This is a genomic window from Ferrovibrio sp., assembly GCF_036381655.1.
In the GTDB taxonomy this organism is placed as follows: Bacteria; Pseudomonadota; Alphaproteobacteria; order Ferrovibrionales; family Ferrovibrionaceae; genus Ferrovibrio.
The window spans coordinates 15,501-36,307 of sequence record NZ_DASVCJ010000032.1; the positions used below are offsets into that span (position 1 = coordinate 15,501).

16 protein-coding genes are annotated in these 20,807 nt (G+C 64.6%); 7 read left to right on the plus strand and 9 right to left on the minus strand.

Annotated features, from left to right (window positions below):
• Position 1: 1 nt before the first annotated feature.
• From VF194_RS06460 to VF194_RS06500, 9 genes are all read right to left on the minus strand, one after another.
• Complete coding sequence (locus VF194_RS06460; protein WP_330889205.1) at positions 2-1,054, minus strand: TRAP transporter small permease subunit; 1,053 nt, start codon at positions 1,052-1,054, stop codon at positions 2-4.
• A 100-nt stretch (positions 1,055-1,154) separates the two neighbouring features.
• On the minus strand, positions 1,155-2,306 hold the full coding sequence (gene dctP / locus VF194_RS06465; protein WP_330889207.1) for a TRAP transporter substrate-binding protein DctP: 1,152 nt from the start codon (positions 2,304-2,306) through the stop codon (positions 1,155-1,157).
• A 297-nt stretch (positions 2,307-2,603) separates the two neighbouring features.
• Positions 2,604-4,733 carry a 3-hydroxyacyl-CoA dehydrogenase NAD-binding domain-containing protein gene (locus tag VF194_RS06470; RefSeq protein WP_330889209.1) on the minus strand — a complete coding sequence of 710 codons (2,130 nt, stop codon included), beginning with the start codon at positions 4,731-4,733 and terminating at the stop codon, positions 2,604-2,606.
• 25 nt (positions 4,734-4,758) lie between these two features.
• Complete coding sequence (locus VF194_RS06475) at positions 4,759-5,967, minus strand: acetyl-CoA C-acetyltransferase (protein WP_330889211.1); 1,209 nt, start codon at positions 5,965-5,967, stop codon at positions 4,759-4,761.
• A gap of 52 nt (positions 5,968-6,019) precedes the next feature.
• Positions 6,020-7,168: an acyl-CoA dehydrogenase family protein gene (locus VF194_RS06480; protein ID WP_330889212.1), complete on the minus strand. Its 1,149-nt coding sequence runs from the start codon at positions 7,166-7,168 to the stop codon at positions 6,020-6,022.
• Positions 7,169-7,232: 64 nt separating this feature from the next.
• Positions 7,233-9,026 carry an acyl-CoA dehydrogenase C-terminal domain-containing protein gene (locus tag VF194_RS06485; RefSeq protein WP_330889214.1) on the minus strand — a complete coding sequence of 598 codons (1,794 nt, stop codon included), beginning with the start codon at positions 9,024-9,026 and terminating at the stop codon, positions 7,233-7,235.
• A gap of 27 nt (positions 9,027-9,053) precedes the next feature.
• On the minus strand, positions 9,054-11,372 hold the full coding sequence (locus tag VF194_RS06490) for a 3-hydroxyacyl-CoA dehydrogenase/enoyl-CoA hydratase family protein (protein WP_330889216.1): 2,319 nt from the start codon (positions 11,370-11,372) through the stop codon (positions 9,054-9,056).
• Between the two features lie 19 nt (positions 11,373-11,391).
• Positions 11,392-12,528 carry a thiolase family protein gene (locus VF194_RS06495; protein WP_330889218.1) on the minus strand — a complete coding sequence of 379 codons (1,137 nt, stop codon included), beginning with the start codon at positions 12,526-12,528 and terminating at the stop codon, positions 11,392-11,394.
• A gap of 73 nt (positions 12,529-12,601) precedes the next feature.
• The gene (locus VF194_RS06500; RefSeq protein WP_330889220.1) at positions 12,602-13,057 is read right to left on the minus strand and encodes a MerR family DNA-binding transcriptional regulator; all 456 of its coding nucleotides are present in this window, start codon (positions 13,055-13,057) and stop codon (positions 12,602-12,604) included.
• A gap of 171 nt (positions 13,058-13,228) precedes the next feature.
• Here VF194_RS06500 and VF194_RS06505 point away from each other — a divergent pair, with 171 nt between their 5' ends.
• The 7 genes from VF194_RS06505 to VF194_RS06535 all read left to right on the plus strand — a co-directional run bounded on the left by VF194_RS06505 (position 13,229) and on the right by VF194_RS06535 (position 20,795).
• The gene (locus VF194_RS06505) at positions 13,229-13,615 is read left to right on the plus strand and encodes a DUF962 domain-containing protein (protein WP_330889222.1); all 387 of its coding nucleotides are present in this window, start codon (positions 13,229-13,231) and stop codon (positions 13,613-13,615) included.
• A gap of 66 nt (positions 13,616-13,681) precedes the next feature.
• Positions 13,682-14,608 carry a sulfite exporter TauE/SafE family protein gene (locus VF194_RS06510; protein ID WP_330889224.1) on the plus strand — a complete coding sequence of 309 codons (927 nt, stop codon included), beginning with the start codon at positions 13,682-13,684 and terminating at the stop codon, positions 14,606-14,608.
• Entirely contained in the window at positions 14,605-15,405 is an 801-nt protein-coding gene (locus VF194_RS06515) for a TIGR02186 family protein (protein ID WP_330889226.1), read from the plus strand. Before VF194_RS06510 ends, VF194_RS06515 begins: the two co-directional genes overlap by 4 nt.
• A 70-nt stretch (positions 15,406-15,475) precedes the next feature.
• Positions 15,476-16,636, plus strand: coding sequence for an acyl-CoA dehydrogenase family protein (locus VF194_RS06520; RefSeq protein WP_330889228.1), 1,161 nt, complete (start codon positions 15,476-15,478; stop codon positions 16,634-16,636).
• 2 nt (positions 16,637-16,638) lie between these two features.
• A complete protein-coding gene (locus VF194_RS06525) occupies positions 16,639-17,895 on the plus strand; it encodes an MFS transporter (protein ID WP_330889230.1) in 1,257 nt (418 codons plus the stop codon).
• Between the two features lie 119 nt (positions 17,896-18,014).
• Positions 18,015-20,327, plus strand: coding sequence for a xanthine dehydrogenase family protein molybdopterin-binding subunit (locus VF194_RS06530; protein ID WP_330889232.1), 2,313 nt, complete (start codon positions 18,015-18,017; stop codon positions 20,325-20,327).
• Between the two features lie 39 nt (positions 20,328-20,366).
• A complete protein-coding gene (locus VF194_RS06535) occupies positions 20,367-20,795 on the plus strand; it encodes an NUDIX hydrolase (protein ID WP_330889234.1) in 429 nt (142 codons plus the stop codon).
• Positions 20,796-20,807 lie beyond the last annotated feature (12 nt).

Sequence of the window (20,807 nt, forward strand, 5' to 3'; positions counted from 1 at the left end):
ATCAGGCCTCCACCGTCCGGGTGACGAAGAGGATGTCCTTGATCAGCTTGGACAGGCCCTGCAGGGCGATCAGCGCGGCGCCGATCGGGATCATCAGCTTCACCGGCCAGTATTGGATGCCCCATTCCGTGAAGGAATGCTCGCCCATGCCGATGGCATCATTGGCGAAGCGCCAGCCGGTCCACAGCATGGTGATCGTGAAGATGAAGAAGAAGACCGAGCTGATGATGTCGGCGATGGCTTTGCCGCGCGGCGAGAGCTTGGCGTAGACGACATCGACGCGGACATGCTGGTCCTCGCGGTAGGCGTAGGCGCCGCAAATCATGTATTGCATACCGAACATGAGGAACATGCTTTCGTGAACCCAGTTTGTCGGGGAATTGAAGACGTAGCGGGCGATCACTTCGTAGTAGTAGACGAAGACCGCGATCAACGACCAGTAGGCGACGTATTCGCCGGCCTTGATGTTGATCCATTCGATGCCGTCGGTGAGGCGGGTGCGCAAATGCAGCGTCGGGTCCTGGCCGACGCCGGCCTCGACGAAGTCGACCGGCGGCTCGATCTCATGAGCGGCCGCCTGGCCGCGCTCGACTTCGCGGCGGCGGCGTACCGCGCCAGGCAACAGCACGGCGTCGCCCAGCAGCATGACGCCCATCAGGATCGCCAGGCCGCGCGACCAGGTGTGGCGGTTGGCCAGCTCCGCTTCGGCGGCGGCGAATTCCTGCTTCTTGGCGGCGGCCTCGGCGGGCTGTGCATGTTCCACCGCAGCGCGGGTGCGCGAGACATCCTCGCGCGCATCGGACAGAAGGCTGTTGGTATAGAGGATGCCGATGAAGACCGGGATGAAGACGACGCCGATCATGCTGCGCAGATAGAAGCGGTGCAGGCCGACGAAGCCCGAGAAGAGCCAGAACATGTACGCGATGGCCAGCGATGGCCCCGTGGGGACGCCGCGCTGCTTCTGGCGCGACACAAGGTACATGGCGATGAAGGGGAAGAAGATGAGGGCTGCCCAGTAAAGCCAATGCGGCAGCACGAAAGTCAAACTTGGCATGCGACGCCTCAAAGCTGATAGGTAGAGATCATGTGAAAGAGGAGGAGGCCAAATGGTGGCCTCCCCCTCGACAGATCAACGGGATTGCACTGCCGGCCGCTCAGAGATCGATCTTCAGGCCTTTGTACATGTCGGGCGTGACATAGCCGACGGTGGGCGATTCCATCACCTCAAGCTGCAGCTTGAACAGCCGGGCGGCGTCCTTGTCCTTGTTCGCCCATTTGAACCAGAGCGGCACGGCGGCCTTCTGAAACTTCGGCAGGTCTTCCGGCGGCAGGCGGTTGACCTCGACGCCGGCCTTGAGGAATTTGTCCCAGGCCTCCATGTCGGCCTTCTGGATCGCGCCGAAATGGATGTTGGAATAGACTTGGATCTCGTCCTCGAGCCACTGCTTCAGCTTCGGCGACAGCTTGTTCCAGTGGTTCATGCCGACGCAGAAATCCATCAGGTCGACCGGCTGATAGATCGATTCCAGTCCGGGCGGGCCCATCCAGATATACTTCGTGACCTGCTGGAAGCCGAGATCCCAGTTCACGGCGGGACCGGTATAGTCGGCGGCGTCCACGGTGCCCTTCTCCAGCGCCGAGAAGACTTCGCTGCCGGGAAGCAGCGTGGTCTTGGCGCCGACGGCGGCGAAGCCCTCGGCGATCATGCCGCCGGGAACGCGCAGCTTGAGATCCTTGAAGTCCTCGATCGAGCGGATCGGCTTCTTCGAGTGGACGATGTTCGGCCCATGATGGATGCGGCCGACATAGTAGAGGCCCTGCTTGGCGAAGATTTCGCGCGCCGCCTGCAGGCCGCCCTTCGAGTAGAAGAAGATGTCCCACTCATGCGGCTGACGCAGGCCCATCAGGTACGAGCTGAGGAAGGCCGTCGCCGGCAGCTTGCCCGCCCAGTACAGCGTGAAGGAGTTCATCGCTTCCAGCACGCCGTTCTTCACGCCGTCGAGCAATTCGAAATCGCCGACGATCTCCTTCGCGGCGAAAGGCTTGAACTCGAGTTCGCCGCCGGTCTTCTCCTTGATGGAATTCGCCCATTTCTTGAAGACTTCGAGGCCGACGCCGGCCGGCCATGAGGTCTGCACCTTCCAGGTGGTGGTCGCCGCCTTCGCCGGATCGCTGATGAAAGGCGCGCCGATTGCGCTGGCGCCGGCACCGATCGCGGCGGAGGCACCGATCGTCTTGAGCAGACGGCGGCGATCGACGCTTTCCGGTGCGGCTGTCGAGGATTTTTGGATACGTTTCTTTGCCATAAGTTTCCTCCCGAGTGGCTTGTTGATCTTATTCGCGAGGATCCAGGCGTAACGCTGAACCCCCAACGCGCCTTTCTCTTATGCCGACGACCAATGTATCCATTGGTCTCCGGAGGCGCATCTGAGCCTGAGACAGGGGAAGTGGCAAGTAGTAAATTCGTCGAAGGGTTCCGAACCAGCGTCCGAACCAATTGTGCGGCGCAGCAGCCACGCATTGCCCGTTGCGGCTGTGCCAAAGCCAAACGGGGCCGAGCTTGTCGCCCGGCCCCGCCAAGGCCCATCCGCTACAAGATCGGTTTATGCAGCGTAAAAGCTGCGCCCTTGCTCGGCCATTTCGCGCAAAAGCTTCGGCGGCGCAAAGCGCGGCCCATAAACTTGCGCCATTTTATCGCATTCTGCCACGAAAGGCGTCACGCCGACGGTATCGATGTTGCTGACCGTGCCGCCCCGGAAAGGCGGGAAACCCCAACCCATGATCGAGCCGACATCGGCATCGCGTATATCGATGACAACTTTCTCCTCCAGGCAACGGGCGGTTTCGACCGACTGGATATAAATGAGCCGCTTGATCACATCTTCGAGAGCCGGCTGTTCGGGCTTGGCGGGGAAATGCTGGGCCAGCCCGGGCCAGAGCCGCTTCCTGCCGTCGGCCGGGTAATCGTAGAAGCCCTTGCCGGCCTTCTTGCCGATTCGACCGAGCTTCTCGACCATCAATTGCAGCACCGGCTCCGAGCCGTCGGCCTTATAGGCGGCGCCGAGGTCTTTCTTCGCCTGGCTGCGCACGCGGTGCATCAGCTCGAGCGAGACCTCGTCGGCCAGGGCGAGCGGCCCGACCGGCATGCCGGCCATCCTGCCGACATTCTCGATCAGGGCGGGAGCCACGCCCTCGGCCAGCATGGTCAGGCCTTCGGTCACATAGGTGGCGAAGACGCGGCTGGTGTAGAAGCCGCGGCTGTCGTTGACCACGATGGGGGTCTTGCGGATCTTCTTTGCGAAATCCATGGCCCGTGCCAGGGTCTCGTCCGAGGTCTGCCTGCCGCGGATGATTTCGACCAGCGGCATCTTGTCGACCGGCGAGAAGAAATGCAGGCCGATGAAATTGGCCGGCCGGGCGCTGGCCTCGGCCAGGCCGGTGATCGGCAGGGTCGAGGTATTGGAGGCGAAGATGGCGGTCGGCTCGAGCTGCGCCTCGGCCTTCTTCGTCACATCGGCCTTGATCGCGCGGTCCTCGAACACGGCCTCGATGACCAGTTCGCAGCCCTTCAGATCGTCATACGACGTCGTCGGCTTGATCAGGCCAAGCTGCTTCTCCTTGTCGGCTTCGCTTGCCCGCTTCGCCTTGATGCGCTTGTCGAGCAGGCCGGCAGTATAGGCCTTGCCCTTCTCGGCGGCCTCCTGCGTGGAATCCAGCAGCACCACCTGCAGGCCGGCCGAGGACGCGGCCCAGGCAATGCCGGCCCCCATCATGCCGGCGCCGAGAATGCCGATCCTGGTATAGGTCTGGGTCGGTACGTTCTTCGGCCGGTTGGCCAGCTTGTTGGCCTCGCCGATCGAGAAGAACAGCGAGCGGATCATGTTGCGCGCTTCCTTCGACTGGGTGCAGGCGACGAAATAGCGGCTTTCGATCTTCAGGCCGGTGTCGATGTCGACCAGCGTGCCCTCGTAGACGCAGGACATGATGTACTGCGCGTTCGGATAGTTGCCAAAGGTCTTGGCATGCAGCATGGCATTGCCGGCGGTGAAGACCTGCGCGCCCTTCGGCGTATTGGCCGCTTCCGGCACGCGGAAGCCTTTCTGGTCCCAGGGCTTCACATGATTATGCTGGCCGTCGCCGAGCAGCCAGGCCCTGGCGCGGGAGAGCAGTTCGCCCGGCGCCACCACCTCGTCGATCATGCCAAGGCCGAGCGCGGTCTTCGGATCGACCTTCTTGCCTTCCAGGATCATCGGCAAGGCTTTCGACACGCCGATCATGCGCGGCAGGCGTTGCGTTCCGCCGGCGCCGGGCAGCAGGCCGATGGTCGCTTCCGGCAGGCCGATCAGCGCCTTCGGATTGTCGGCGGCAATGCGGCGGTGGCAGGCCAGGCAAATCTCGTAGCCGCCGCCGAGCGCCGTGCCGTTCATTGCGGCGACGAAGGGCTTGCCGGCTTTTTCGATGTCGCGGAACAGCTTCTGCAGCGCGAAGCTGTTCTGCAACGCCTTGGCGGCGTCCTTGCTTTCCTTCAGCAGGTTGACCAGATCGGCGCCGGCAACGAAGTCGCTTTTCGCCGAGGTGATGATCACACCCTTGACGGCCTTATCCTGGATGGCCCGGTAGACCGCGTCGCGGAAGGCGGCCAGGCTCTCGCCGTTCATGACATTCATCGGCCGGTCGGCCATGTTCCAGGTGATGGTGGCGACGCCGTCGCCATCGACGTTGTAATCGATCATGTCTCTACCCGTGTCCTGACGATGCTTACACGCGCTCGATGATGGTGGCGGTGCCCATGCCGGCGCCGACGCAGAGCGTGACCAGGGCCGTGCTTTTGCCGCTGCGCTCCAGCTCGTCGACCATGGTGCCGAGGATCATCGCGCCGGTGGCGCCGAGCGGATGGCCGAGCGCAATCGCGCCGCCATTCACGTTGATCTTGTCATGCGGGATGTTCAGCACCTGCATGAAGCGCAGCACCACCGAGGCGAAGGCCTCGTTCAGCTCCCACAGGTCGATATCGGCCGGCGTCATGCCGGCCTTCTTCAGCGCCTTCTCGGCGGCGAAGGACGGGCCGGTCAGCATGATGGTCGGCTCCGAGCCGATCGAGGCGAAACTGCGGATGCGGGCGCGCGGCTTCAGGCCGGCCTTCCTGCCGGCCTCGGCGCTGCCGATCAGAACGGCGGCGGCGCCATCGACGATGCCGGAGGAATTGCCGGCATGATGCACATGCTCGATGCGCTCGACATCCGGGTAGCGCTGGGTGGCGACCGAGTCGAAGCCGAACTGCTCGCCCATGACGGTGAAAGACGGCTCGAGCTGGGCCAGCGTCTGCATGGTGGTGTCGGGACGCATATGCTCGTCACGGTCCAGGACGGTCAGGCCGTTGATGTCCTTCACCGGCACGATGGACTTGGCGAAACGGCCCTCGTCCCAGGAGCGCTTGGCGCGCTTCTGGCTCTCGACGGCATACGAATCGACATCGGCACGGCTCATGCCGTATTTGGTAGCGATCAGGTCGGCCGAAATACCCTGCGGCACGAAATAGGTGGGAAGCGCCACGGCGGGATCCGTCGCCCAGGCGCCGCCGTCCGAGCCCATCGGCACGCGGCTCATGCTTTCGACGCCGCCGCCGATCGCCATCTGCGACTGGCCCGACATGACCTGCGCGGCCGCCATGTTGCAGGCTTCCAGGCCCGAGGCGCAGAAGCGGTTGACCTGCACGCCCGCCGTGGTTTCGGCATAATTCGCCTGAATCACGGCGACACGCGCGATATCGGCGCCCTGTTCGCCGACCGGCATGACGCAGCCGAGCACCACATCGTCGACCAGGGACGTGTCGAGCTCGTTGCGGTCGCGCACGGCTTCCAGCACCGTGGTGGCCAGCCGCATCGGCGTGACCTCATGCAAGGCACCGCTGGCGCGGCCCTTGCCGCGCGGGGTGCGGACTGCGTCGTAGATATAGGCCTCGGTCATCGCGTTCTCTCCCTCAGCTTGGGTTCACTCTAAAGGCCATATGGCGGGCGGATCACAGCGTGCGGCTGATCAGCTCCTTCATGATCTCGTTGGTGCCGCCGTAGATGCGCTGCACGCGGGCATCGGCATAGGCGCGGGTGATCGGGTATTCCCACATGAAGCCGTAGCCGCCGAACAGCTGCAGGCAGCGGTCGAGAATCTTGCACTGCAGATCCGAGCACCAGTATTTCGCCATCGCGGCGGTGGCGGCATCCAGCTTATGCTCCGCCACCATGTCGATGCATTTGTCGACGAAGACGCGGGCGATCTGCGTTTCGGTCTTCATCTCGGCCAGTTCGAACTTGGTGTTCTGGAAATCCAGCACGCTTTTGCCGAAAGCCTTGCGCTCGCGGGTGTAGTCGATCGTCCAGTTCAGCGCCGCTTCGCAGCTTGCCACGGCCATGATGGCGATCTGCAGCCGTTCCCAGGCCAGTTCCTGCATCAGGTAGAAGAAGCCCTGGCCTTCGCCGCCCAGCATGTTCTCCGGCGGCACGCGCACATCGGCGAAGAAGAGCTCCGACGTGTCCTGCGCCTTCATGCCGAGCTTGTCGAGGTTGCGGCCCTTGGTGAAGCCCTCGCGGCCGGCTTCGACCAGGAACAAGGTCGTGCCCTTGGCGCCCTGCTTGGGGTCGGTCTTGGTCACGACGATGACCAGATCGGCATTCTGCCCGTTGGTGATGAAGGTCTTCTGGCCGTTGATGACGAATTCGTTGCCGTCGCGGATGGCCGTCGTCTTGACCGCCTGCAGGTCCGAGCCGCCGCTCGGTTCGGTCATGGCGATGGCGCCGATCACTTCGCCGCTGGCCATCTTCGGCAGCCATTTCTTCTTCTGCTCCTCCGAGCCATAGGCCAGGATATAGGGCGCGACGATGTCGGAATGCAGCGAGAAGCCCGGTCCGGTGCAGCCGGTATAGGCCTGCTCCTCCATCAGGATCGCCGAGTAGCGGCGGTCGACGCCCGAGCCGCCATATTCCTCCGGCATGGTGGCGCAGAGGAAGCCGGCCTCGCCGGCCTTGCGCCATACCTCGCGCGGCACGATGCCATCCTCTTCCCATTTCGCATGATGGGGGGCGACCTCGCGCTCGAAGAACTTGCGCGCCGCCTCGCGGAACATCTGGTGGTCTTCGGTATAGATGTCGCGCGGGATGCCGTATTCGGTCATTGCCTTTTTCGTTTCCTCCTCAACTCAAACAACGGTATGACGCCGTCCCTCGACGGCTTAAAATTCAGAAATTGGCGGCCTTCAGCAGCATCATGCTTTCGGCGCCGGCCTGAATCTTGGCGAGCTGCGCGGCGGTATCCGGCAGCATGCGGTCCATGAAGAAGCGGGCGGTAATCAGCTTGCTTTCGAGGAAATCCTTGTCCTCGGCGCCCTCGGCCAGCTTCTGCTTGGCGACCTGAGCCATGCGCGCCCACATGAAGCCGAGCGCCACCAGGGCGAAGAGATTGAGGTAATCCCAGGAGGCGGCGCCGGCCTCGTCCGGGTTCTTCAGGCCGCGTTCGCTGATCGTGGCGGTCGCGGTCTGCAGGCGGGCGAAGGCCTTGGCCAGCGGCATGACGAAATCCTTGCCGATGGCCGGATCCGTCATGTTGTCCTGGATGAAATTGGCGACCGGATGGAAGAAGCGGCGGGCGAGGCGGCCGATGCCGGTCGGCAGCTTGCGGCCGACCAGGTCCAGCGCCTGGATGCCGTTGGCGCCTTCGTAGATCATGGCGATGCGGGCATCGCGCACGAACTGCTCCATGCCCCATTCGGCGATATAGCCATGGCCGCCATAGACCTGCTGCGCCATGGTCGTGCACTGATAGCCGAAATCGGTCATGTAGGCCTTGATCATCGGCGTGAGGAAGGCGACCAGGTCGTCGCTTTCCTGGCGCTTGTCTTCGTCCGGATGGCTCTGGGCGAAGTCGATCTCCATGCCGGTCCACAGCGCCAGCGCGCGGGCGCCCTCGGTGAAGGCCTTGATCGTCATCAGCATGCGCCGGATGTCGGGATGCACGATGATCGGGTCGGCCGGCTTGTCCGGATTCTTCGTGCCGGTGATGGAGCGACCCTGCAGACGGTCGTTGGCGTAGGTCAGTGCGTTCTGGTAGGCGACCTCGGCCTGCGCCAGGCCCTGGATGCCGACGCCGAGGCGGGCGGCATTCATCATCACGAACATCGCCTGCATGCCCTTGTGCTTCTGGCCGACCAGCCAGCCCTTGGCATTGTCGTAATTCAGCACGCAGGTGGAATTGCCGTGGATGCCCATCTTGTGCTCGATCGAGCCGCAGGACACGCCATTGCGCTCGCCCAGGCTGCCATCCGGATTGACCAGGAATTTCGGCACCACGAAGAGGCTGACGCCCTTGATGCCTTCCGGGCCGCCCGGAATCTTGGCCAGCACGAGATGGATGATATTCTCGGCCAGGTCGTGTTCGCCGGCCGAGATGAAGATCTTGGTGCCGGTGATGCGGTAGCTGCCGTCGTCCTGCGGTTCGGCCTTGGTGCGCATCAGGCCCAGATCCGTGCCGCAATGCGGCTCGGTCAGATTCATGGTGCCGGTCCACTCGCCGGATACCATCTTCGGCAGATAGGTCCGCTTCTGCTCCTCCGTGCCGTAGCGATGCAGCGCCTCGTAGGCGCCATGCGTCAGGCCCGGATACATGGCGAAAGCCATGTTGGCCGAGGATTGCATCTCGGCCATGGCGAAGCCCAGCACATGCGGCAGGCCCTGACCGCCATATTCCGGATCGCAGGTCAGGCCGCCCCAGCCGGCCTCGCGATACCGGGCGTAGGCCTCCTTGAAGCCTTTCGGCGTGGTCACCACGCCGTTGTCCCAATGGCAGCCTTCCCGGTCGCCGACCTGGTTCAGCGGCGCGAGCACTTCGCTCATGAACTTGCCGCCCTCTTCGAGCACGGCATCGACCACGTCGCGGCTGGCGTCCTGGAAGCCGGGCAGGTTGGTCAGCTTCTCCAGATGCAGCACGTCGTGCAGCACGAACTGGAAATCCTTGATCGGCGCGGTATAGCTGGGCATCGCGTCTTCTCCCTCAATTCCGCATCATCAGTTGCGCAGCGGCTTGCCGGTGGTCAGCATATGCTCGATGCGGTCCAGCGTGGCGTTGGTCTTGATCAGCGACATGAAGTTCTCGCGCTCGAGTTCGAGCAGCTTCTTCTCCGTGACCGTTTCGGTGATGTCGGTCTTGCCGCCGGAGACGACGTTGGCGAGCGCCATCGACACCACCACGTCGTGCCTGGTCGCCTTGCCCTGCTGGTGGAAGCCCTGCACGGCCAGTTCCATCGCCGCCCTGGCGCTCGGGCCAGGCAGGTTGATCTCGACCGGCTTGGGCGGCTGGTAGTCCTTCGCCAGGTCCAGCGCCTTCTTCTTGGCATCGGCCAGCAGGCGCCGGCGGTTCATGGTGATGCCGTCGCCCTCGCGCAGGATCAGCATGTCGCGCGCTTCCATCGCCGAGGTTGAAACCTTGGCGGTCGAGATCGCTTCGAAGACCTGAGCCAGCGCCGGCATCGGACCGCCGGGGCGTTTCTTGTTGGTGATCGCGCGGGTGATCATCTCCTTGCAGCCGCCCCAGCCGGGGATCACGCCGACGCCGACTTCGACGAGGCCCATATAGCTTTCGGCATGGGCCTGGATCGCCGAGGAATGCAGGGCGATCTCGCAGCCGCCGCCGAGCGCCATGCCGGCGACCGCCGCCACGACGGGGAAGGGGGCGTATTTCAGCTTCATATAGGCATCCTGGCCTTCCGAGATGCCCTGCTCGATGGCCGGCCACATGGCGATATTCGCCTGGAACAGCGCGATGCCGACATTGGCGCCGACCGAGAAATTGTCGTAATCGCCGCCGATGATCAGCGCCTTGAAACCCTTCTTGTCGATCTTGGCCGCTTCCTTGACCATGGCGATGACGTCGGCATCGACCGCGTTCATCTTGGTGTGCAGTTCGAGGCAGGCGACGCCGTCGCCGATATCCCACAGGCTGGCGCCCCGGTTCGAGGCGATCGGCTGCTTGCCGCGCTTCATGTCGGCCAAAGCCCAGGCATCGGCCTCGACGACGATCTCGGCATAGTCGCCCTTGGGCGTCAGCCGATAGGCCTTGCCGTTCTCTTCCTTGTAGAAGGGCCGGCCGGCGGCGATCTCGACCATCTTGGGCACCGGCATGCCGCTCGCCTTCAGCTTGTCGGCAAACCATTGCGTGCCAAGCTGGTCGATCTGCTGGAACGGGCCGTATTTCCAGGCATAGCCGGTCTTCATCGCCGCATCGACGGCGAGGATGTCGTCGGCGATCTCCGGCACCAGATCGGCGGCATAGCTGAGCACGCGGCTCAGCACGCCCCAGGCATACTGGCCGCCCTTGTCGGGATGCCCGACCAGGGCGCGCAGGCCCTTGCGGGCTGCCTTGGCGGAGTCGAGGCTGGCCTTCTGCGTCGGGCGGTAGTCGCCGGTTTTCAGGTCGAGCGCTTCCTTGCCGCGGGCGCGGTAGAAGCCGCCCTTGCCCTTGCGGCCGGTATAGCCCTCCTTGATCATCTTCTGCATCAACGCATTCAGCGGATGATCGGCCTTGTAGAACTGGTGCAGCGCGTCGCTCTTGGGCAGCGTCTTCAGCATCGAGCCGACCACATAGGGGCCGAGATCGATGCCGGTCAGATCGGCGAGGCCGAAAATGCCGGTCTTGGGCACGCCCATCGGCCGGCCGACGATGCTGTCGGCTTCTTCCACCGTCAGGCCGAGATCATAGGCGAGCGCGGTGGCGACCGTGGACCAGTAGATGCCGATGCGGTTGGCGATGAAGCCGGGGCGGTCCTTGCAGTCGACCACTTCCTTGCCCAGCTTCACATCGCCGAAGCGGCGCAGCGCCTCGATCACGTCCGGTCTGGTTTTCGGGCCCTTGACCAGTTCGAGCAGCCGCATGTAGCGCGGCGGATTGAAGAAGTGGGTGACGGCGAAATCCTGCGCAAAGCTGTCGGGCAGGCCTTCGGTCAGAAGATCGAGCGGGATCGTCGAGGTATTCGAGGTGACGATCGAGCCCTTCTTGCGCTTCTGCTCGAGCTGCGCATAGAGCTTCCGCTTCAGGTCCACATTCTCGATGATCGCCTCGCAGATCCAGTCGACATCGGCGAGCTTGCCGAGATCGTCCTCCAGGTTGCCGGGCGTGACCAGTTTGGCGACGCGCGGATGCATGAAGGGCGCCGGTTTGGTCTTGAGCATCTTCTCGATGGCGCCCTTGGCCAGCGCGCTGCGGTCGTTCGCGCCATTGGGGACGATGTCGAGCAGCACCACGGGGATGCCGGCATTGGCGACATGGGCGGCGATGCCCGAGCCCATTACGCCGGCGCCGATCACCGCGACTTTCTTGATCTCGGTCATGGTCTGACGGCTCCGGCGCTTAGACGGCTTCCAGCACGGTGGCGATGCCCTGGCCGCCGCCGATGCATTGCGTGGCCAGCGCGAACTGCTTGCCTTCGCGCTTCAACAGCGAAGCCGCCTTGCCGGTGATGCGCGCGCCGGTGGCGCCCATCGGATGGCCCAGCGCGATCGCGCCGCCGTCCAGGTTGACCTTGCTCATGTCGTAATCGGCCTGCTTCACGCAAGCCAGGGCCTGGGCGGCGAAGGCTTCGTTCAGCTCGATGATGTCGATATCCTTCAGCGACAGGCCGGCGCGCTTGAGCGCCTTCTCGGTTGCCGGCACCGGGCCGATGCCCATGATTTCCGGCGCGCAGCCGGCGACGGCGACCGACTTGATGCGGGCCAGCGGTTTGAGGCCATGCGCCTTGGCGAAATCCTCCGAACAGATCAGCGTCGCCGACGCGCCGTCGGTCAGCGGCGAGGAGGTGCCGGCGGTCACCGTGCCCTTCTCGTCGAAAGCCGGGTTGAGGCCGGCAAGGCCTTCCGCCGAGGTATCCGGGCGGATGCAGCCGTCCAGTTCGACGCGGTTGTTGCCGTCGACGATCGGCACGATCTCATCGGCCAGCTTGCCGGCCTTCTGCGCCGCCGCCGCCTTGGCGTGGCTCTCGATCGCCATCTGCTCCTGCGCCTTGCGGTCGATGCCGTATTTCTTGGCCAGATTCTCCGCGGTGATGCCCATCGAGACATAGGCCTGCGGATATTCCTTCAGCAGCTTCGGGTTGGGCAGGGTGTTGAAGCCGCCCATGGGCACGCGCGTCATGCTCTCGACGCCGGCGCAGATGAAGGCTTCGCCGGCATTCAACTGGATGGCGCCGGCGGCCTGATGGATCGCCTGCATGGACGAGCCGCAGAAGCGGTTCACCGTGGTCGCGGCGGCTTCCTGCGGGATGCCGGCCAGGAAGCTGATCAGGCGGGCGACGTTCAGGCCCTGCTCGCCCTCGGGGAAGGCGCAGCCGACGACGACATCCTCGATTTCCTTCGGGTCGACGCCGGTGCGTTCGATCAGCGCCTTGACCACCTGGGCGGCGAGGTCGTCGGGGCGGACCTTGGTCAGCGCACCCTTGCGGGCCAGCGTGAACGGCGAGCGGGCATAGCCGGCAATCACCACGTTGCGCATTATGCGTCTCCTTGCACGAGCGGACGGACTTGAAACGAACGAAGTTTAGGCCTGGCGGCCTGATCTGGATATTTTATTCGGCGACTTCGGCCAGCGACTTGGCCCGGCTCTCGCGGAATTCCTTCAGCGTGAGCTGCCGGCCGTTGCCGTTCTGGTTGGCCTTGAGGAAATCCTCGATATTGGAAATGTCGGTCTTGAGCTGGGCGATCGCGGTTTCGATGTCGCGGCGCTGCTGTTCGAGCACATTCAGCCGCTCGCGCGAGCGCCGGAGCGTCAGCTTCATCTGCTCGACCTGACCGTCGCCGAGGTCATAGAGGTCGATCATCTCGCGGATCTCGGCCAGGCTGAAGCCGAGGCGCTTGCCGCGCAGGATCAGCATCAGACGGGCGCGGTCGCGCCGGTTGTAGACGCGCATCATGCCCTGGCGGGACGGGTGCAGCAGGCCCTTGTCCTCGTAGAAGCGGATGGCGCGGGCCGTCACTTTGAACTCGTGAGACAGATCGGTGATCGTGTAGGTTTTCTCCGACACGGTAAGCCTCCCTAGGCTTGGGTTCATGGACAGTGAGTCGGGAGACTCTTACGTTCCGCTTACGTAAACGTCAAATGGATTCTGCCGCACTGCCGCATTTTGTAGTTTATGGCAGAATACCGGTATAACATTCGGATTTAAGCCGCGCTGAGAATGAAGGAGGAAACCAAAATGTCCGACAATCGGATTACAAATTACCGGGATTTCTGGCCCTATTACCTCAGAGAGCATGGCAAGCCGACGACGCGCGCCTGGCATTATTTCGGCACCACCCTGGCCCTGGTCTGCCTCGCCATGCTGATCGGCACCGGCGAATGGCCCTGGCTGCTCGCCGGTCTGGTTGCCGGCTACGGTCCGGCCTGGATCGGGCACTTTTTTGTCGAGAAGAACCGCCCGGCCACCTTCCAATATCCGTTCTGGTCGTTATTCTCGGATTTCCGCATGTATTTCAGCTTCCTGAGCGGTCGGCTGGGGCGGGAATTGGAAAGCGCCGGGGTGCCGGCGCCGGACGGCCGCGAAGCTGGAATGGCGAAAGAAGGCGTCACGAAATCGCAATGATTGTCGTGCGATCTTAAAAAATCGCGTAGTTTTGGACTGTAATCCTAGGGTCTCCGGCCGTCCTTTATGCAGATCTACCTTCCCATTGCCGAGATGTCAGTCAGCGTATGGCTGCTTCTCGGTCTGGGCGGGGTGGTCGGCTATCTCTCCGGCCTGTTCGGCGTCGGCGGCGGATTTCTGCTCACCCCGCTGCTGATTTTCATCGGCGTGCCGCCGCCGGTCGCCGTGGCGGCATCCGTCAACCAGGTCGTCGCCTCCAGCGTTTCGGCGGTCTATGCCCATTGGCGCAAGGGCGCGGTCGATTTCAAGATGGGCATCGTGCTGCTGATCGGCGGCCTCATGGGCTCGGGTTTCGGCACCTGGCTGTTCACCCTGCTGAAGCAGCTCGGCCAGCTCGATGCCGTGATCTCGCTGTCCTATGTCGTCATCCTCGGCCTGATCGGCTCGTTGATGCTGATCGAGAGCGTCCGCGCCATGCTGCGCAAAAGCGACGCCAGCGCGGCCCTGAAGCGCCGCAAGCGCCTGCACGATCACCCCGTCATCCGCGCATTGCCGTTCAAGATGCGCTTCCGGCGCTCGCAGCTCTACATCAGCGTGCTGATGCCGATCGGCATCGGCATCGTCGTCGGCATCCTCTCGGCGATCATGGGCGTCGGCGCCGGCTTCATCCTGGTGCCGGCGATGATCTACCTGCTCGGCATGCCGACCGCGGTGGTGATCGGAACCTCGCTGTTCCAGACCGTCTTCGTCACCGCCAACACCACCATACTGCACGCCATCACCACCCAGACCGTCGATTTCACCCTGGCGCTGCTGCTGCTGTTCGGCTCCGTCGTCGGCGCGCAATACGGCGCCCGGCATGGCGGCCTGCTGCGCGGCGAACAGCTGCGCGGCCTGCTGGGGGCGCTGGTGCTGGCCGTGGCGGTGGTGCTGGCGACCGGATTGGTGATCCCGCCGGACGACCTCTACATCCTCGAGGTGAGCGCGCAATGAGGCGGCCGGCGCTCATCCTCATCACTCTTCTGGCGGCGCTTGCCGCGCTGTCCGTCCTTGCGGCGATGCCGGCGGCCGCCCAGGCCAGCCGCAATGCGCCGCGCGGCCCGGTGCCCGCCGATGCGCCGCTGATCACCGATCTGTCGTCGCATCTGATCGCGATCACCTCGAACTTCACCGGCACGCAGCTTCTGCTGTTCGGCGCCATCGACGAGCCGGGCGAGGTGATCGTCGTGGTGCGCGGGCCGGCCACCAAGGTCGTGGTGCGGCGCAAGCGGCGCATCCTTGGCTTCTGGCTGACCCGGCATTCGGAACGGTTCGACAGCGTTCCCGGTTACTATGCGGTGATCAGCAGCGCGCCGCTGAACGAGATCGCGCCCGAACCCCTGCTCCAGCGCCTGCAGATCGGCGCGAACAACCTGCGTTTCCGCTATCTCGGCACCAAGCCGCCGAGGGACCTTGCCAGCTTCCGCGAGGCCGTGATCCGCCACAAGACGCGCGAAGGATTGTTCAATGAAAGCATCGGCGGCCTGGAATTCCTCGGCCCCAAGCTGTTCAGGGCGGAGATGGATTTTCCCGCGACCGTGCCGGTCGGCACCTACCGGGCGGAGGTCTATCTCATCCGGGATGACCGCATCATCGCGGCGCAATCGACCCCGCTGTTCATCGACAAGCAGGGGATTGAGCAGCAGATCTACGATTTCTCGCGGCAGGAGCCCGCCGTCTATGGACTGGTCGCCGTCCTGCTGGCGGTCATGGTCGGCTGGCTTGCCGCGCTGGCATTCCGTCGAGGCTGATGGCGGACATCTTCCCGGCCCGCTCGACTTATGCCAAGTTCACGCCAGACCAGTGGAAGAGTTGTAAACCATGGACAAGGAAACACTTGAGCAGACGCGGCTGACGTTGCGCCGCTTCATTCGCGAGCGGCTGGTGCCGCTGGAAAAGCAGGTCGCCGACGAAGACCGCATCCCCGACGAGATTCGCAGCAGCTTCGCCGAAATGGGCCTGTTCGGCCTGTCCATCCCCGAGGAATATGGCGGGCTGGGCCTCGACATGGCCGAGGAGGTCGAGCTGGTTTTCGAACTCGGCTGGACCTCGCCGGCCTTCCGCAGCATGTTCGGCACCAATGTCGGCATCGGCAGCCAGGGCATCCTGATCGACGGCACGCCCGAGCAGAAGCAGGCCTGGCTGCCCAGGCTGGCCAGCGGCGAGGTGATTTCGTCCTTCGCGCTGACCGAGCCCGACGCCGGGTCGGATGCCGCCAGCCTGCGTACCCGCGCCGAGCGGCAGGGCGATCATTATGTCGTCAACGGCACCAAGCGCTTCATCACCAACGCGCCGCATGCCGGCATCTTCACGCTGATGGCGCGCACCGACCCCAACAACAAGGGCGCCGGCGGCGTGACCGCCTTCATCGTCGACGCCAAATCGCCGGGGATCAGTATCGGCAAGCCGGACAAGAAGATGGGCCAGCGCGGCGCGCATACCGCCGACGTCATCTTCGACAACGTGAAAGTGCCGGCCGCCAACATCATCGGCGGCAGGGAAGGGCAGGGCTTCAAGACGGCAATGAAGGTGCTCGATCGCGGGCGGCTGCATATCTCGGCCATGTGCGTCGGCGCCGCCGAGCGCCTGATTCACGAATCGGTGACTTACGCCCGCGAGCGCAAGCAGTTCGGCCAGCCGATCGCCGAATTCCAGCTGATCCAGGCGATGCTGGCCGACAGCCGAACCGAGGCCTATGCGGCCCGCTGCATGATCCGCGACGCGGCCCGGCGCTATGCCGCCGGCGAGAACGTCTCGATGGAAGCCTCCTGCTGCAAATACTTCGCCTCCGAAATGGTCGGCCGCGTCGCCGACCGGGCCGTGCAGATCCATGGCGGTTCCGGCTATATCCAGGAATTCGCCGTCGAGCGCTTCTACCGCGATGTGCGGCTGTTCCGCCTCTACGAGGGCACCAGCCAGATCCAGCAGCTCGTCATCGCCCGCAATATGCTGAAGCAGGCGGAAAGCGGTGCCGAGAGCTGACCATGTCGGAGGATGGATCCAGTAAGAGGACCGCCGGCCGCGCGGCGAAGAGCGCGTTCCTGCTGGTCGGTCTGTGCTTCATGCTCAATGCGCTCTCGCGCGGCGCCGGCGAGACCTTCACCACGTTCCTGCTGACGCTGACCGACGAGTTCAACGCCGACCGCGCCAAGGTCGCCGCGATCTATTCGGTGCAGATGCTGCTGGCCGGCGGCATTGCGCCGCTGGCCGGCTACTGCTTCGACCGTTTCGGCCCGCTGAAGCTCTATATCGGCGGTCTGGTGATGCTGATCGCCGGCCTGCTGACCGCATCCCTGGCCACCGAGCTGTGGCAGCTTTACGTCTTCATCGGCATCGGCGTCGGCACGGCGGCGGCTTCGCTCGGCAATGCGCCGCATTCCGCGCTGCTGGCGCGCTGGTTCGAGGGCGCCAAGCTGTCGCGCGCCATGAGCGTCGTCTATGCCGGGCTCGGCATCGGCTCGCTGCTGCTGGTGCCGCTGGCGCAGTTCGTCATCCAGCATTGGGGCTGGCGCATCGCTTATCTTACGCTCGCCGGCGTGGCCTTGCTGCTCGCCCCCTCGTTGCTGCTGCTGCATTGGCCGACGGTGCAGGCCGGCCGCATCGCGCCGCCAGCGCCGTCGGCATCGGACGACATGCCGGCCGATGCCGAATGGACGCTGTCGACGGCGATGCGCACCACCGCCTTCTGGGGCCTGGCCTCGGTCTTCTTCTTCACCAGTTCCGGCATGTTCTCGGTGATGGTGCAGGCCGTCGCCTATCTGGTCGAGCTTGGCTATCCGCCGCTGCAGGCCGCCTCGATCTACGGTCTGGTCGGCGTGCTGACCCCGATCGGCATCCTCGGCTTCGCCTGGCTGGACGGCAGGATCGGCCGGCATGCCTCGGCTGCCCTGTCCTACTGCTTCAGCCTGGCCGGCCTGGCCTCGCTCTGGGCGCTCAAGGCGCATCAGAACTTGGTTCTGCTGGCCGCTTTCGTGCTGCTGGTCGGCCTGTCCTTCGGGGCGCGCGGGCCGATGGTCGGCGCGACGGCGGCGCGGATCTTCCAGGGGCGGCGTTTCGGCGTCATCTTCGGCACGATCATGGTGGGATCCGGTGCGGGCGTGTCTTTCGGCACGCTGGTCGGCGCGTGGCTGCACGACCTGACCGGCGGCTATACCGCGGTCTTCCTGTTCTCCGCCTTTTGCGTGATCAACGGCGCCCTGCCGTTCTGGTCCTATCGCTCGCTGCGGGCCTATGGCCCATGACGGATGTCGCCATGCAATCGGGCCGGCATGGAACGGGTTGAAAGGGCGGTCGGAATCCCTATCATTTTGCTCCGGGACAGCCCCAGTCTCCAGCGCGTCTCCCCGAAAGGAAGCTCCAGATGACCAAGTTCGGCCAGAGCCAGCCGGTTCGCCGTGTGGAAGATCAGCGTTTCATCACCGGCCAGGGACAATATACCGACGACATCAACCTGCCCGGCCAGGCTTATGGCGTGGTGCTGCGCTCGCCGCACGCCCATGCGAAGATTTCCAGGATCGACACCAAGGCCGCCCAGGCCGCGCCGGGCGTGCTGGCCGTCTATACCGTTGCCGATCTGAAGGCCGCGGGCGTCGGCAATCTGCCCTGCACGATCCCGCTGAAGAACCGCGACGGCAGCCTGCGGGCCGATCCGCCGCGTCCGGCTCTGGCCGATGGCATGGTCCGCCATGTCGGCGATCCGGTCGCCTTCATCGTCGCCGAGAGCCTCGCGCAGGCGCGCGATGCCGCCGAACTGGTCGAGATCGATTACGATGCGCTGCCGGCCGCCGCCGATCTGGCCACCGCCACCGAAGCCGGCCAGCCGCAGATCTGGCCCGAGGCGCCCAACAACCGTGCCTTCGACTGGGAGGTCGGCGACAAGGCCAAGATCGATGCGCTGTTCGCCCAGGCCGCCAAGACGGTCAAGCTGACGCTGGAGAATAACCGCGTCGTCGTCGCCTCGATGGAAGCGCGCGGCGCGATCGCCGCGTTCGACAAGGAGGCCGACCGCTTCACGCTCTACGTTCCGACCCAGGGCGTCTGGGTGCAGAAGAAGGTGCTGGCCAAGATCTTCAGCCTGCCGGAGGAGAAATTCCATGTCGTGACCCGCGATGTCGGCGGCGGTTTCGGCATGAAGATCTTCATCTATCCGGAACAGGTGATGACGCTGTTCGCCAGCCGGGCGCTGGGCCGGCCGGTGAAGTGGACATCGGAACGCAGCGAGGCGTTCCTCACCGACACGCAGGGCCGCGCCAACCTCACCCATGCCGAGATGGCGCTGGACAAGGACAACCACTTTCTGGCATTGCGGATTCACAACATCGCCGATATGGGCGCGTATCTGTCCACCTATGCGCCGATGATCCCGACCATGGCCGGCACCAAGGTGCTGTCCTCGGTCTATCGCTTCCAGGGCGTCTATTCGCGCGTCGAGGGCGTCTTCACCAATACCGTGCCGGTGGACGCCTATCGCGGCGCCGGGCGGCCGGAATCGAATTATCTGATGGAGCGCCTGATCGATGTCGCCGCCCGCGAGCTTGGCGTCGACCGCGCCGAACTGCGCCGCAAGAATTACATCCCGCCGAGCGCCTTCCCCTGGACCAGCGCCATGGGCCTCGTCTACGACTCGGGAGATTTCGAGAATACCTCGAACACCGCGCTGAAGGCGATCGACTGGGCCGGTTTCGAGGCCCGCCGCGCCGCGGCGAGGAAGCGCGGCAAGCGCCGCGGCATCGGCATGGCCTATTATCTCGAAGCCACCGGCGGCGCGCCGACCGAACGGGCCGAGATCAAGTTCACGCCCGATGGCTTCGTCGAGGTCTATGTCGGCACGCAATCGACCGGCCAGGGCCATGAGACGGCCTATACGCAGATCGTCGCCGATCAGCTCGGCGTCGATTTCGACAGGATCCGCGTGCTGCAGGGCGATTCCGATGCGATCCCGACCGGCGGCGGCACCGGCGGCGCGCGCTCGCTCTATTCCGAGGGCGGCGCGATCCTCAAGGCCAAGGACGAGGTGATCGAGAAGGGCAAGGCGGTCGCCGCCGAGATGCTCGAGACGGCCCAGACCGATATCGAATTCGCCGCCGGCCGCTTCAGCGTCGCCGGCACCGATCGCGGCGTCGGCATCATGGAAGTGGCCGAGCACGCCCGCCACAGCGGCGCCAGCCTGGATACCGCCGCCGACTGGCAGGTGCAGGCGATCACCTTCCCGAATGGCTGCCATGCCTGCGAGGTCGAGATCGACGAGGCGACCGGCGTGGCGCAGGTCGTGCGCTATGTCGTGGCCGACGATATGGGCCGGGTGATCAACCCGACCATCGTCAAGGGCCAGATTCATGGCGGCGTGGTGCAGGGCATCGGCCAGGCGCTGTATGAACGCGTCGTCTATGATGCCGACGGCCAGCTTCTGACCGGCAGCTTCACGGATTACTGCGTGCCGCGCGCCGACAATCTCCCCGAGATCGAGGTGATCCTCTGCGAGGTGCCGTGCAAGACCAATCCGCTCGGCGTCAAGGGGGCCGGCGAGGCGGGCGCGGTCGGCTCGGCGCCGGCGACGATCAACGCGGTGGTCGATGCGCTGGCCGATCTGGGCGTGACCCATATCGACATGCCGGCGACGCCGCAGAAGATCTGGGACTTGCTCAACGCAAGGCAGGCGTTGGCGGCGGAATGACCGCCGCCGGCCTGGACCGCAGCCGGGGCGGGCTGTCCGATGTCGCGTGAATATCCCGCGCAGCCGCTGGTCGGTCTGGGTGCCGTGGTCTGGAAGGACGGCAAGGTTCTGCTGGTGCAGCGCGGCAAGCCGCCGCGCGCCGGCATCTGGAGCCTGCCGGGCGGCGCCCAGATCCTGGGCGAATCGGTTGCCGAGGGCATCCGCCGCGAACTGCGCGAGGAAGCCGGAATCGAGATCGAGCTGCTCGGCCTGGTCGAGGTGATCGACGCCGTGCAGCGCGACGATGCCGGCCGCATCGCCTACCATTACACCATCATCGATTACGCCGCCCGCTGGCTCAGCGGCGAGGCGGTGGCCGGCGACGATGCCGCGGCGGTCGCCTGGGTCGACCCGGCCGACCTGCCGCGCTTCGTCCTGTGGGACGAAACCGTCCGGGTGATCGAAAAATCCCGAATCTGGCTGACCTGAATGCCGCCGGTA

Coding starts and splice junctions, on each gene's coding strand:
- VF194_RS06515 (WP_330889226.1), top strand. CDS start 14,605: ATGAGGCGGCCGGCGCTCATCCTCATCACTCTTCTGGCGGCGCTTGCC.
- VF194_RS06530 (WP_330889232.1), top strand. CDS start 18,015: ATGACCAAGTTCGGCCAGAGCCAGCCGGTTCGCCGTGTGGAAGATCAG.
- VF194_RS06535 (WP_330889234.1), top strand. CDS start 20,367: ATGTCGCGTGAATATCCCGCGCAGCCGCTGGTCGGTCTGGGTGCCGTG.
- VF194_RS06460 (WP_330889205.1), bottom strand. CDS start 1,054: ATGCCAAGTTTGACTTTCGTGCTGCCGCATTGGCTTTACTGGGCAGCC.
- VF194_RS06495 (WP_330889218.1), bottom strand. CDS start 12,528: ATGCGCAACGTGGTGATTGCCGGCTATGCCCGCTCGCCGTTCACGCTG.
- VF194_RS06470 (WP_330889209.1), bottom strand. CDS start 4,733: ATGATCGATTACAACGTCGATGGCGACGGCGTCGCCACCATCACCTGG.
- VF194_RS06475 (WP_330889211.1), bottom strand. CDS start 5,967: ATGACCGAGGCCTATATCTACGACGCAGTCCGCACCCCGCGCGGCAAG.
- VF194_RS06510 (WP_330889224.1), top strand. CDS start 13,682: ATGCAGATCTACCTTCCCATTGCCGAGATGTCAGTCAGCGTATGGCTG.
- VF194_RS06525 (WP_330889230.1), top strand. CDS start 16,639: ATGTCGGAGGATGGATCCAGTAAGAGGACCGCCGGCCGCGCGGCGAAG.
- VF194_RS06485 (WP_330889214.1), bottom strand. CDS start 9,026: ATGCCCAGCTATACCGCGCCGATCAAGGATTTCCAGTTCGTGCTGCAC.
- VF194_RS06520 (WP_330889228.1), top strand. CDS start 15,476: ATGGACAAGGAAACACTTGAGCAGACGCGGCTGACGTTGCGCCGCTTC.
- dctP (WP_330889207.1), bottom strand. CDS start 2,306: ATGGCAAAGAAACGTATCCAAAAATCCTCGACAGCCGCACCGGAAAGC.
- VF194_RS06505 (WP_330889222.1), top strand. CDS start 13,229: ATGTCCGACAATCGGATTACAAATTACCGGGATTTCTGGCCCTATTAC.
- VF194_RS06490 (WP_330889216.1), bottom strand. CDS start 11,372: ATGACCGAGATCAAGAAAGTCGCGGTGATCGGCGCCGGCGTAATGGGC.
- VF194_RS06480 (WP_330889212.1), bottom strand. CDS start 7,168: ATGACCGAATACGGCATCCCGCGCGACATCTATACCGAAGACCACCAG.